Below are 12,676 nucleotides of genomic sequence, written 5' to 3' on the forward strand. Positions count from 1 at the left end.
ATTAGAATATCGCTAAGAACACGGCCCAAACACTGTAAACAACGATCCAAGGCAGGGCCGCAATAGCGAGGGCTTGGCCACGTTCAAACTCGGTCCAAGTGCCGACGGCGGCAAAACCAAGCGCAATATACCAAGGCATAAGCAGTGGCAGTGAATTGGCAAAGGCAAACCAATCGCTGGTCATTGGCAATTTTAATAGACCATTTAAGCTATTTAGATTCGCCGCATAGCTGAGCACTTGGCCATGTTTAAGCAAGGCGCTGACATAGCTGGCGAGATCCCCTAGAACCACTGGGAACAAAATAGCGCAACTGGCAGCAAACCACTTCCAGTAACCATGTTGGTGTTGGCTTGGTTTCGTCGCGAAATGAAGCCAAAAAGCCAATAAGGCAATCGTCGTCATTCGGCCGAGAATGTCAGCGATGATCTCACTGGCCATTAATGTATTGGCATCGAGTAGAATGGCTTGTTCTGGTCTTACTTGCTGCAATTGAGGCAGTAAGATCTGCTGTAGCCATGCAAAATTAACGATATCGAAATAAGCCCCCCAAAACAGGAAGGGGGTTAATAGCAATACAATAAAGGGTTGCCAGCCCCACATGCCATTTTGATGCAGTGCGATAAAACACGCGCTAGGCGAGCGGAAAATATCGACGAGCATGCTGAGAGGGTTGCTTGAAGGCGTCATACACTCACCTTAGTGACATCTACATACAGCTTTAGCTTTTGCCCAGGCTTAAGATATTTTTTCTTTTCTAGGCTATTCCACTTCACAACATCGATTGTTTTGACTTTGAATTTATTGGCAATTCCACTAACGGTGTCACCGTTACGAACGTTGTAGAATACCGTTCTAATCACCGCGCCATCCGCGCCGTTTTTCCAAATCACCAAGTCTTGGCCAATGCGTAGGGTGTCACGAGGACCCATGCCATTCCATTTCGCCAGTGAGGCATGCGAGATTTTGTTGGCTTTCGCAATACTCCACAGGCTGTCGCCTTTTTTGACCGTATGCGACAACTTGTATTGGCCGCGCGCTTTTGATTGCGTTTTGGCGAGACGGTTGGTTGCACTGAGGGTGTAATCTTTATCATCTTTGGTTGAGATTGGGATGAGTAAGTGCTGACCAATGCGAATATTGTTGTTACTCATGTTATTCGCCGTGCGAATCACTTGGCTGGTGGTGTGGTATTTTTGCGCCAATGTGCTCACGGTATCTCCCGATTGCACTTTATAGCGAGCCACTTTCATCCCTTTGCCGCGGTTTTGCGCCAATTGAGCATTGAACTTATCAACAGAGGCAATCGGTAAAAGCAGTTGTGTATTGCCTTCAGGGGATGTTGCCCACTGATTGTACGCAGGGTTCAAGCTTTGCAGTTCGCCAACCGAAATGTCCGCGTAGCTTGCCGCAATCGCGAGGTCGAGTTGTTCGCCTGGTTTAACGAGTTCGACAACGGGCTTGTTGGCAATCGGCGGAATATCAATGCCGTATTTTTCTTGATTCGCAATGACGTCCGCTAATGCCAGCAGCTTTGGCACGTATGCGCTGGTCTCTTTTGGCAGCGAGAGCGAGAAAAAGTCGATAGGTTTGCCCGCTTTGGTGTTTTTACGAATCGCGCTGGATACGCGACCACCACCACTGTTATAGGCGGCAATGGCGTGTGACCAATTGCCATCAAAACGCTGGTTTAAGTCGGTCAGAAAATCAAGGGCTGCATCCGTTGCTGCATCCACGTCACGACGACCGTCATACCAATAATCTTGTTCGAGGCCGTACATTTTTCCTGTTGATGGCACAAATTGCCACAAACCAGCGGCACTGCCGTGTGAGTAAGCAAAGGCATCAAATGAGCTTTCTACAACAGGCAATAGGGCCAGTTCTAGTGGTAAGCCACGCTGTTCAATCTTCTCTGTAATCAGGTACAGGAAGGGTTGTGCGCGCTGAGAGACCGTTTTGAGGTGACTTGGGTGTTTTAAGTACCAAGTACGGTAATAGTCGACGGTTTTATGATCGGGTATCGGCATCTCAAGCTGCATAGCAATACGTTGCCATACATCTTCTTGTGTTTGGGGCGTCACGACTGGCGCAGCAACTACAGGTGTTTCTACCGGTGCAATGACAGGGGTGACAGGCGCTACTGGTGCAGTAGTAGAGGTGTTATCTGGGGTCGTTTTGACGTCAGATTTTGGCGTAGTTGGCTGGGAGACTTGGCAACCGGTTAATACCAGTGCAAGAACCCAGCTGTGTTTAAATCGCATGGTACAGCCCTTCTTTTCAACGGCTGCTGATAATACTTGTCTCGTTAGTAAAGTGACAAGCAAGAAAACGTTAAAATTCGTTTTTCCACTCACGCAATGCCGTAAAAATTGACACAGGATCAATTTGCGACGTTCGGTTACTGACTGAGCGTATGACACTTGCTTCATCAACTCGCAAAAATGGATTGATCCATTTTTCACGGCGAATGGTGGTGGGAATTGTCGACTGGTTTTGTGCGCGGAGGCGGTTTACTTCGTCACGATATTTCTGCAATTGTGCATTTTCTGGTTCGACAGCAAGAGCAAACGCAAGATTGCCTGCCGTATATTCATGCGCGCAGTACACTTCGGTCTCTTCTGGTAAAGCCGCGAGCTTCGTCAGTGATTGGTACATTTGTTCCATCGTGCCTTCAAACACGCGTCCACATCCCGCAGAAAAAAGTGTATCGCCACAAAAAAGTTTACCGTCGCCGACATAGCCAACATGACCTAAAGTGTGACCTTCAAGACCTAGTACAAAAAAGACTTCGTCAAAAAGATGAATTTGATCGCCCGCCTCTACAGGGTGGGTTAATGTAGGTACAGGTTCATTCGCCGGGCCGACCACATCAATCGTTGGAAATTGACGAACCAACTCTGGGATACCACCAATGTGGTCATTATGATGGTGAGTGATTAAAATCGCTTCTAGAGTTAACTCATGTTGTTTTAAGTAAGCCAGAACAGGCGCAGCATCGCCCGGATCAACAACCGCACAGCGACCATCACTGTTTTGAATTAGCCAGATGTAATTGTCGTTAAACGCAGGTATGCTTTTGATATATAGCATGGTTTTATCTCCATTTATCAAAGTGAGCTCGTTATGAAACCAGCACGCAGTGAAAAAAAGCTTATACAGCCCCATTCTTGGGAGCAATTAAAAAACGGCCAATGGGTTAACGAATCTATCCAAACTCGGCTCGATGAGTGGTGCCCTAAACTTTTTGGCTATCATATGCTTAAGTTGGGTGGTTTAAGCTGTGAGCTCACCAGTTGCAACTGTAACATTCAACACCAAGTAAATGTAGATATCCACAATCCTTTGCATAATGTGATCGCAGATGGTTACGATTTGCCCTTTTTACAGAAAAGCTTTGATACGGTGATTCTCTCTCATCAGCTCGATTATTGTAATGATCCCCATCGCATGTTGCGTGAAGTGGATAGAGTGATGATGGACGATGGTTATCTGATCTTAACAGGCTTTAATCCGATCAGTTTGACGGGCCTAGCCAGTGTTATGCCGTGGCGAAAAAATAATTTACCGTGGAGTGGGCGAATGTTCACCACTAATCGGATTAAAGATTGGTTAGGTATTTTGAACTATCAAGTGATTGCTTGTGATCAATACGGCTTATTCCCAATGCAGCGCTATCGCACATTTTGGACTTGGCTAGAGGGTGGTATGGGAGATTGGGCGACCCCGATGGGCAGTTTGTATTTCATTGTCGCTCGTAAGCGTACATATCCCCTTAAACCGATCAAACCGCATTGGAAGCTGAAACGAAAATTAACGCCGGTCAGCGTTAATTATAAGTTGTCATCGAAGTCCCACCGTCACTCTCACCCACGTCATAACGATTAACGATAGTCTTGACGATGACGATTTAGTTTGGGATATACCCGTGGTCGGTATCGGTTGGGTTTTCCGCCGCGGTGCGGGCCAATTCGTCACACATTTCGTTTTCACGATGACCAGCATGACCTTTTACCCAGCGCCAATCAACGGTGTGGCGTTGGGTTTCAATATCTAAAGCTTTCCAAAGATCAGCGTTTTTTACCGGCTTTTTATCGGCGGTTTTCCAATCGCGTTTTTTCCAGTTATGAATCCACTGTGTGATGCCTTGACGGACGTACTGACTGTCAGTGGTGAGCACCACTTGGCATGGCTCTTTTAAGGCCTTAAGTGCCACGATGGTTGCCATCATTTCCATGCGATTGTTGGTGGTGAGGGTATAGCCGTTGGCGAGCGTTTTTTCGACTTGCTTGTAACGTAACACAACGCCATAACCACCAGGCCCTGGATTACCTAAACAAGAACCATCAGTGAAAATTTCCACTTGTTTCGTCATGATTTGATACTATAGGTGTTAGCACATAATCCACATAGTCTGACATATAGTTCGCAATGAATACCAGTAACAATTCAAATCAGCATCGTATCGTTGTTCTCGATACAGAAACCACCGGTATGAACCAAGACGGTGGACCGCATTACCTTGGCCACCGCATTGTTGAAATCGGTGCTGTTGAGATTATTGACCGCAAACTGACGGGTCGTCACTTCCACGTCTACATTAAACCTGATCGTGAAATTCAAGCAGAAGCGGTCGCTATTCACGGTATTACCGATGAGTTCCTACGCGATAAGCCGGAATATGGTGAGGTTCACCGTGAATTCTTAGACTTCATAAAAGGCGCTGAACTTGTTGCCCATAATGCTCCCTTCGATGTGGGCTTTATGGATTACGAATTCGAGAAGTTAGACCGCTCTATTGGTCGAACAGAGCAATATTGTAAGGTGACCGATACCTTAGCCATGGCGAAGCGCATTTTCCCAGGCAAGCGTAATAACCTTGATATTCTTTGTGACCGTTACGGTATTGATAACTCGCACCGAACGCTTCATGGCGCATTACTCGATGCGGAGATATTGGCTGACGTTTATCTATTGATGACCGGTGGGCAAACGTCTTTGCAATTCAATCCGGGCAGTGAAAATGGTGATGATGTGGGAGGCGGATCGATAAAACGTGCGTCGAGTGAGCGAAAAGCGCTAAAGGTTTTACGCGCTACCGCCGATGAAATAGAGGCACACAATAGCCGTTTAGATATCGTCGATAAAAGCGCAAGCTGCCTTTGGCGTCAATAGGAGGAAAGATGTTGAGGATTTGGTTTGCCCTAATGGGGTTATTCGTTTGTTCAGTGGGCTATGCAGCACAGAGCTATGCAGCACAGAGCTATGCAGCACAGAGCACCTCAATGTCTGACCATTCTCCTTCTGAAAGCGCGATGTCGTTACTGGATAACCGCTTTAGAGTTGACTCGAGTATTGAACATATTACGTTTGTTATTTATCGAGCCCAAGCCTCTAAACCGGTGGTGTTAGTCCGCCCTGATGGTCGCAAATACTATTTTAATCGTAGCCCTGATAACGTTCGATGGTATCAAGAATCCACGATGGATATTATTTCCATCGAGAACCCGATGGCAGGGCCTTGGCAGGCGATTGGCCAAGTGACACCAAAGAATAAAATTAAGTTAATCTCTCATCTCAAATTGTCGGCGGAATCATTACCCGAGCGTTTGTTCCAAGGTGAAGATATTAAATTCACCGCGCGTTTAACCTCAAATGGACACCCCTTGGTATTACGTGATTTTCTCGATCGCGTTAAATTGAAAGTCACCTTCACTAAATTCATTGAAAATGAAGCCAGTTTGGTGAAAGAGGCCCGTCCTGTTCCGATCGAAGTGGGTGTGTTTGCTGATGATGGCCAAAATTTAGATGAAAAGCCGGGTGATGGCGTCTTTACGGTGTCTTTGCCCGTGAGTACGCCGCCTGGTAAATATCGGGTTCGTATCACTTCCGGCAATGGTGTGTTTTTGCGAGCGCAGGAACAAGAGGTTTTGGTTTACCCCAACCCAATCGAACTCTCCTTTATTCAATCACGTAAAGAAAACCAATCGCATCAGGTTATTTTTTCGGGTGAGCAGGGCATGATTCAACCGGGATCGTTGGCGGCACATATTGAACATGTCGATGCTTTAGGTGAGCTCATCGCGGTCGAGCGCGCGGCAGTGGATGCTGAAGCGATGAGAGTGCAATTGAACATTCCTTATCGAGGTGTGATTGGTGAGTATGCTTGGTCAGGCAAGGTTTTTGCGACAGAGCTAGGCTCAGGGCGAGAGTTGATGTTCCCATTAGCGGAACAAACGTACAGCGTCGTGAAGGACATTGATTTGGCCGAAACTCGTCGTTTACAAGAAGAAGAGCAAATCAAACAGGCGCAGCGTTTGGAAGAGATTCGCATTAAACAGCAACGTGAAGAGGTGCGTCATCGTAGTATTATGATCATCGTATTGAGTAACGTGGTGATTGTGCTTGGTGCGATATTCATTTGGTTTGCGATGCGCAAAGTGAAAGCGAAAAAAGCAGCGATTCCAGAAATGCAGCTAGAGATCCCTAAAAAGCGTTAGCAAGCATGCTCCCTTTAATTGGCATAAAGGACGAGGTGTCGCCCTTTATGCCGGTGAGAGTATGGTTTCAACGTTCTTCTTTCAGTTAATTAAGCGACCTCATCCATTGCCGCTGGGCTTTGTGGTTTAGCGGCCAATTCTTGTGGGGCAAAATCATCCACATTAATCACGTATAAGCGTTGCGTTTCTGCTTCAATTAGCAGCTGAGCTTCTTCTTGATTAATCACCTTTAGTTCTAAGCCTTGCTCAGCAATCATGTCGAGTTTTAAGAACGGTCTGCGCTTGCCCTGCGCTTTACACACTTTATCAAACACTGGCTCGGCATCTAATATGATGTGCAAAGCGTGTTCAATACGGCCTGCTGGATTGTGCTCACTGGCCGTTAAGTATTGATTGCGACCTAGACGTGAACGCGTTACGCTCGGAGTTTGGATGATTTGTGCCACTTCACTGTCTAATCGATCACTTGGCTGGTGACGAACTTTACCGAGTGGCATGACAACCCATTTTAACAATGTCGCAATGGTGCGATTCGGGAAGTTGGCCAGTAACCCATCAATCGCTTGCTCGGTTTGATACAAGCAGTCTTGCATCCCCCAATGTAACAGCGGTAAATCTTCTTTATTGCGTCCCTCTAAATCGTAACGCTTCAGTGTGGCAGAGCCTAAGTAAAGCTGACTGAGGACGTCACCAAGGCGAGCGGATAGGCGCTCTTTACGTTTGAGTGAGCCGCCAAGCACTGCCATTGAGATATCAGAGAGTAAAGCGATATTGGCGCTGTAGCGATTGAGCTGCTGGTAATAACGCTGGGTGTCATCTTTGCTCGGTGCAGTGGAGAAATGGCCATCGGTTAGCCCTAACCATAAGCTGCGTACAAAGTTACTGGCGCTAAAGCTCACGTGTCCTGCTAGCGCCTCATCAAACTGATTGAGCGCGTTGTGATGTTCGGAGTATGCCGCTTCCATCTCGGTCAGTACATATGGATGGCAGCGAATCGCACCTTGGCCGAAGATGATCATTGAACGAGTGAGAATATTGGCACCTTCAACGGTAATGGCAATCGGGGCGCCTTGGTAGCTTCGAGCAAGGAAGTTAGAAGGGCCGAGACAGATCCCTTTACCGCCCACAATATCCATCGCATCAATGATGCTGCGTTGACCACGATGGGTGCAGTGGTATTTGACGATCGCAGAGATAACCGAAGGTTTTTCACCTAAGTCGATACCGGTGACAGTGAGCGCGCTGGCGGCATCCATCACATACGCATTACCGGCAAGGCGAGCGAGTGGCTCTTCAACCCCTTCCATATGACCAATCGGCTGTTTGAATTGGCGGCGAATGCGCGCATAAGCCCCCGTGGCTAATGCCGCGGTTTTAATTCCGCCTGTTGAGTTAGAAGGCAGGGTAATGCCACGACCAACAGAGAGGCATTCCACTAGCATACGCCAGCCTTGTCCTGCCATTTGTTGTCCACCAATGATGTACTCGATCGGTACAAACAGCTCGTTGGCGCGAGTAGGGCCGTTTTGAAAAGGCACATTTAATGGTGAGTGGCGATTGCCGATCTCAACGCCAGGAAGGTTGGTTGGAATCAAGGCACAGGTAATACCGAGATCTGGAGTGTCACCGAGTAATCCATCAGGATCACGCAGTTTAAAAGCCAGACCAAGAACGGTGGCGACCGGCGCCAGTGTGATATAGCGTTTATTCCATGTTAAACGCATCCCAAGAACTTTTTCCCCATGCCATTGGCCATAACAAACCACGCCATAGTCGGGAATGGAGCCCGCATCTGAGCCCGCTTCTGGACTGGTTAAGGCAAAACAAGGGATCTCTTTACCTTGCGCAAGGCGGGGAAGGTAATAGTTTTTTTGTTCGAGTGTGCCGTAGTGTTGTAGTAATTCACCAGGCCCGAGTGAATTGGGGACGCCGACGGTCGAGGAGAGCACGCTAGACACGCCCGTTAATTTTTGCAGTACCAGCGATTGAGCGTAGGCAGAAAACGCTAATCCGCCATATTCCTTTTTGATGATCATAGCGAAGAACTTATGATCTTTGAGATATTGCCAGACATGCGGGGGCAGATCGGCCAATTCGTGTGTGACTTCATAATCACTGACCATGGCACACACTTCTTCTACTGGGCCATCTAAGAACGCTTGCTCTTCTGCACTCAGGGTTGGTGCGGCGATATCATGCAGTTTTTGCCAGTCAGGTTTGCCTTTAAACAGCTCGGCTTCCCACCATACTGTGCCCGCCTCTAAGGCTTCTTTTTCCGTTTGAGACATGGCTGGCAGCACTTGTTTGAATAAAGAAAGCGCTTTTCGGCTGATGAGTTTTTGTCGAATGCGAGGGACGGTCAATAGGGCGACGGCAGCGAGGAAAAGAATCCAACTGATCGAACCGATGTAACCCATCACAGAGAGGGCGATCATCGTGGCACTCAATGCGGCCAATGACAGCAGCAGTGATGAGCGGTGATAGAGGCAAGCGCCAAGTACGGCAATAAAGCCAAGAGTAGAGAGCAAGATATCCATATTATGTGTTCCTTCTCAGACTTTTTGATTTCTCGTTGTCTGGAGTAATTTAGTGGTCTAACCAGTTAAATTGTAATCGAGATATTAATAAAATGTAAAACTCTAGATTGTTCAAAAAGTGATCCGTGTAGAGTAAAGAGTCTATAAATGTGCGGTGATGTCGGTTTTGTGAACCGCAAAGGTCAAGATTCGATGAAATCTTTCGGGCAGGCTCTCGACAGTGCGAATGGTTCAAGTAAACTCAGAAGAGTCTGAGGCTGTAATAACAGCGCTCTAATATTGATTAAAAGAGAATGCTTATGTACCAGGATTTGATTAAAAGTGAGCTGACTGAAGCGGCTGAAGTGCTGAACACGTTTCTAAGTGATGATCATAATATTGCCCAAATTGAAGCAGCAGCAAAATTGATCGCTGATTCGTTTAAACAGGGCGGTAAAGTACTGTCTTGTGGTAACGGTGGCTCTCACTGTGACGCGATGCACTTTGCGGAAGAACTTACTGGTCGTTACCGTGAAAACCGCCCTGGTTACCCAGGTATTGCGATTTCAGATCCTAGCCATCTTTCTTGCGTGAGTAACGATTTTGGTTACGATTTTGTTTTTTCTCGCTACCTTGAAGCCGTGGGTTCAAAAGGCGATGTTTTGTTTGGTCTTTCAACCTCAGGCAATTCAGTGAACATTTTGAATGCCATTGAAGCGGCAAAAAAGAAAGGCATGAAAACCATCGCGTTAACGGGTAAAGATGGCGGTAAAATGGCGGGTTGTGCGGATATTGAAATTCGCGTACCGCATTTTGGTTATGCTGATCGTATTCAAGAGATTCACATCAAAATTATCCATATTGTGATTCAGTTGATCGAAAAGGAAATGGAAAAGTAATTCCCATTCCGCTGCACGGTTTATCCCAATACCAACAATATGTTAGTTTGGTATTGGGTGTTTATTTAGGGAGTGAGTTAAACCATGTGTGAATTGCTCGGAATGAGCGCAAATGTACCCACAGACATTTGCTTTAGTTTTACCGGTTTGATGCAACGTGGTGGCAATACTGGCCCCCATCGCGATGGCTGGGGGATTACTTTTTACGAAGGCAAAGGCTTTCGTACCTTCAAAGATCCCAACCCTAGCTGCCAATCAAAAATTGCCGAATTAGTTCAGAATTACCCGATAAAAAGTCGTGCGGTGATCAGCCACATTCGTCAAGCTAATCGTGGCGGCGTTAATCTCGAAAATACCCACCCATTTACCCGAGAGCTTTGGGGGCGTTATTGGACATTCGCTCACAATGGTCAACTGACGGATTATCAAGAGTTGTCTCTTGGGCGCTTTCGTCCTGTAGGGCAAACGGACAGCGAACTGGCTTTCTGCTGGCTGATGACGCAACTTGAGCAGCGCTACCCAGAACCACCCCAAGATATGATGGGGATGTTTCGATTTTTGGCCGAGTGTTGCGATACGCTAAAAGAAAAGGGCGTGTTTAACATGCTGCTGTCTGATGGTGAGTATGTGATGACGTACTGCACGAATCATCTTTATTGGATTACCCGCCGCGCGCCTTTTGGCAAAGCCAGCTTGATTGACGAAGACGTGACGATTAATTTCCAAGAAGAGACGACACCCAATGATGTGGTATCGGTGGTGGCAACACAGCCTTTAACTGATAACGAAGCTTGGCATCGGATGAAACCGAGCGAGTATGGTTTATTTCACTTTGGTGAGTTGATTGATGGCAATGCTGATCAGCTGGTGGATGCCCCATTTGCGGCCATGAAAGTCGCCAGCCAAGCGCCGAGTGGATCGTTGGATTAGAGTCATTAAATAAAATGACTCCCAATAAAAAAGGTTGATGCTTCCACATCAACCTTTTTCTATTTTGAGTGCTAACGCTTACGCGAATTGCGCTTTAACGTGCTCAACAATGTCTGCCATTGCTACCGCCGTTTTCTCACCTGAACGACGGTTCTTATATTCAAAGTTACCTTCGTCCATGCTGCGATCGCCAATCACGATAGTGTGAGGGATACCGATCAGTTCCATATCCGAGAACATCACGCCTGGGCGCTCTTTACGATCATCAAATAGCACTTCGATACCCATAGCAGTGAACTCAGCGTATAGCTTTTCTGCTGCTTCTTGAACGCGCTCAGATTTGTGCATGTTCATTGGTACGATCGCTACTTGGAAAGGCGCTAGAGCGTCTGGCCAGATGATGCCGTATTTGTCGTTGTTTTGCTCGATAGCAGAAGCGACAACACGTGAAACACCGATACCGTAACAACCCATTTCTAGGATTGAGTTCTTACCGTTTGAATCAAGAACGCTACAGTTCATTGCTTCTGAGTAAGTCGTTCCAAGTTGGAAGATGTGACCTACTTCGATACCGCGTTTAAGCAGTAATGTACCTTGGCCACAAGGGCTTAGGTCGCCTTCAACAACGTTACGTAGATCGGCAACTTGGCCTAGCTCAACGTCACGACCCCAGTTGATACCGAAGTAGTGCTTGCCGTCGATGTTTGCACCAGCGCCGAAATCGCTCATTACCGCAACAGAGCGGTCAACGATGAATGGTAGCTCAAGACCGACAGGACCCAGTGAACCCGCACCCGCGCCGATAAGATCGCGCATTTCATCTTCAGTTGCCATTTCAAGTGGAGCAGCAACTTCAGCTAGGTTTTCAGCTTTGATTTCGTTTAGCTCATGATCACCACGGATGATAAGAGCAACGATTGGCGCATCGATGGCGTCAGACGCTTTAACGAAAAGCGTTTTAACGGTTTTCTCAATCGCTAGGCCGTGCTGCTCAACCAATTCTGCGATGGTTTTCGCGTTTGGTGTATCAACAAGCGTCATCTCTTGAGTTGGTGCCGCCAGTTCAGTTGCTGGAGCAAGAGCTTCTGCTTTTTCGATGTTTGCTGCGTAATCAGATTCGGTTGAGAATGCAATCAAATCTTCGCCGCTTTCTGCAAGCACGTGGAATTCTTGTGAACCGTTACCACCGATAGCACCAGAGTCTGCCAATACTGGACGGTACTCAAGGCCCATGCGATCGAACGCTTTACAGTAAGCATCGTGCATTGCTTGGTAAGATTTCTCTAGACCCGCTTTATCGATGTCGAAGCTGTAAGCATCCATCATGCAGAATTCACGTGCACGCATTACGCCGAAACGTGGACGACGCTCGTCACGGAATTTAGTTTGGATTTGGTACAGGTTTAGCGGAAGTTGTTTGTAAGAGCTCACTTCGTTACGCACAAGGCTAGTGATCACTTCTTCAGCTGTTGGGCTTAGTACAAACGGACGAACGTGGCGGTCAGTAAAGCGAAGCAGTTCAGGACCCATCTTTTCAGAACGACCTGTCTCTTCCCAAAGTTCAAACGGCTGAACAACGGGCATCAACGTTTCGATTGCACCGGCATTATCGATTTCTTGACGAACGATGTTTTCGACTTTACGCAATACACGTAGACCAGTAGGTAGCCAGGTGTAAAGACCTGAAGCCAGCTTACGGATCATACCTGCACGTAGCATGAGCTGGTGGCTCACTACTTCTGCGTCGTTTGGAGTCTCCTTAAGAGTAGAAAGAAGATAATTACTGGTACGCATTCAATTTATCCGTTTAGTAAAGTTAGATACTCAGCCAGAGTG

At 47.1% G+C, this 12,676-nt stretch carries 11 protein-coding genes; 5 read left to right on the forward strand and 6 right to left on the reverse strand.

Annotated features, from left to right (window positions below):
• Position 1: 1 nt before the first annotated feature.
• From OJ16_RS03580 to gloB, 3 genes are all read right to left on the reverse strand, one after another.
• A complete protein-coding gene (locus tag OJ16_RS03580) occupies positions 2–688 on the reverse strand; it encodes a YIP1 family protein (protein ID WP_040987530.1) in 687 nt (228 codons plus the stop codon).
• Positions 685–2,259, reverse strand: a complete 1,575-nt coding sequence (locus OJ16_RS03585) for a LysM peptidoglycan-binding domain-containing protein (protein WP_040987533.1) — start codon at positions 2,257–2,259, stop codon at positions 685–687. Before OJ16_RS03585 ends, OJ16_RS03580 begins: the two co-directional genes overlap by 4 nt.
• A gap of 70 nt (positions 2,260–2,329) precedes the next feature.
• Complete coding sequence (gloB, locus tag OJ16_RS03590; RefSeq protein WP_040987535.1) at positions 2,330–3,088, reverse strand: hydroxyacylglutathione hydrolase; 759 nt, start codon at positions 3,086–3,088, stop codon at positions 2,330–2,332.
• A 33-nt stretch (positions 3,089–3,121) separates the two neighbouring features.
• On the opposite strand from gloB, the gene OJ16_RS03595 reads away from it, so the two are divergent.
• The gene (locus OJ16_RS03595) at positions 3,122–3,883 is read left to right on the forward strand and encodes a methyltransferase domain-containing protein (protein ID WP_040987537.1); all 762 of its coding nucleotides are present in this window, start codon (positions 3,122–3,124) and stop codon (positions 3,881–3,883) included.
• Positions 3,884–3,905: 22 nt separating this feature from the next.
• Here OJ16_RS03595 and rnhA read toward each other — a convergent pair whose 3' ends face one another.
• Complete coding sequence (rnhA, locus tag OJ16_RS03600; protein ID WP_040987540.1) at positions 3,906–4,370, reverse strand: ribonuclease HI; 465 nt, start codon at positions 4,368–4,370, stop codon at positions 3,906–3,908.
• Positions 4,371–4,426: 56 nt separating this feature from the next.
• Between rnhA and dnaQ the strand changes: the two genes are divergently transcribed.
• Both dnaQ and OJ16_RS03610 read left to right on the forward strand, forming a co-directional pair.
• Positions 4,427–5,170, forward strand: coding sequence for a DNA polymerase III subunit epsilon (dnaQ, locus tag OJ16_RS03605; protein ID WP_040987542.1), 744 nt, complete (start codon positions 4,427–4,429; stop codon positions 5,168–5,170).
• Between the two features lie 8 nt (positions 5,171–5,178).
• Entirely contained in the window at positions 5,179–6,495 is a 1,317-nt protein-coding gene (locus tag OJ16_RS03610; RefSeq protein WP_040987544.1) for a TIGR03503 family protein, read from the forward strand.
• A gap of 89 nt (positions 6,496–6,584) precedes the next feature.
• Here OJ16_RS03610 and fadE read toward each other — a convergent pair whose 3' ends face one another.
• The gene (fadE, locus tag OJ16_RS03615; protein WP_040987546.1) at positions 6,585–9,032 is read right to left on the reverse strand and encodes an acyl-CoA dehydrogenase FadE; all 2,448 of its coding nucleotides are present in this window, start codon (positions 9,030–9,032) and stop codon (positions 6,585–6,587) included.
• Positions 9,033–9,331: 299 nt separating this feature from the next.
• On the opposite strand from fadE, the gene lpcA reads away from it, so the two are divergent.
• A complete protein-coding gene (lpcA, locus tag OJ16_RS03620; RefSeq protein ID WP_040987548.1) occupies positions 9,332–9,910 on the forward strand; it encodes a D-sedoheptulose 7-phosphate isomerase in 579 nt (192 codons plus the stop codon).
• A gap of 84 nt (positions 9,911–9,994) precedes the next feature.
• The gene (locus OJ16_RS03625) at positions 9,995–10,840 is read left to right on the forward strand and encodes a class II glutamine amidotransferase (RefSeq protein WP_040987550.1); all 846 of its coding nucleotides are present in this window, start codon (positions 9,995–9,997) and stop codon (positions 10,838–10,840) included.
• Positions 10,841–10,918: 78 nt separating this feature from the next.
• Here the strand turns inward: OJ16_RS03625 and OJ16_RS03630 are convergent, their stop codons facing one another.
• Positions 10,919–12,634, reverse strand: a complete 1,716-nt coding sequence (locus tag OJ16_RS03630; protein WP_040987552.1) for a proline--tRNA ligase — start codon at positions 12,632–12,634, stop codon at positions 10,919–10,921.
• Between the last annotated feature and the right edge of the window lie 42 nt (positions 12,635–12,676).

The organism is Vibrio renipiscarius (assembly GCF_000827885.1).
Classification (GTDB): Bacteria; Pseudomonadota; Gammaproteobacteria; order Enterobacterales; family Vibrionaceae; genus Vibrio; species Vibrio renipiscarius.

Excerpts from the sequence above, each read along its gene's own strand:
- OJ16_RS03580 (WP_040987530.1), bottom strand. The coding sequence starts at position 688 with ATGACGCCTTCAAGCAACCCTCTCAGCATGCTCGTCGATATTTTCCGC.
- OJ16_RS03585 (WP_040987533.1), bottom strand. The coding sequence starts at position 2,259 with ATGCGATTTAAACACAGCTGGGTTCTTGCACTGGTATTAACCGGTTGC.
- gloB (WP_040987535.1), bottom strand. The coding sequence starts at position 3,088 with ATGCTATATATCAAAAGCATACCTGCGTTTAACGACAATTACATCTGG.
- OJ16_RS03595 (WP_040987537.1), top strand. The coding sequence starts at position 3,122 with ATGAAACCAGCACGCAGTGAAAAAAAGCTTATACAGCCCCATTCTTGG.
- rnhA (WP_040987540.1), bottom strand. The coding sequence starts at position 4,370 with ATGACGAAACAAGTGGAAATTTTCACTGATGGTTCTTGTTTAGGTAAT.
- dnaQ (WP_040987542.1), top strand. The coding sequence starts at position 4,427 with ATGAATACCAGTAACAATTCAAATCAGCATCGTATCGTTGTTCTCGAT.
- OJ16_RS03610 (WP_040987544.1), top strand. The coding sequence starts at position 5,179 with ATGTTGAGGATTTGGTTTGCCCTAATGGGGTTATTCGTTTGTTCAGTG.
- fadE (WP_040987546.1), bottom strand. The coding sequence starts at position 9,032 with ATGGATATCTTGCTCTCTACTCTTGGCTTTATTGCCGTACTTGGCGCT.
- lpcA (WP_040987548.1), top strand. The coding sequence starts at position 9,332 with ATGTACCAGGATTTGATTAAAAGTGAGCTGACTGAAGCGGCTGAAGTG.
- OJ16_RS03625 (WP_040987550.1), top strand. The coding sequence starts at position 9,995 with ATGTGTGAATTGCTCGGAATGAGCGCAAATGTACCCACAGACATTTGC.
- OJ16_RS03630 (WP_040987552.1), bottom strand. The coding sequence starts at position 12,634 with ATGCGTACCAGTAATTATCTTCTTTCTACTCTTAAGGAGACTCCAAAC.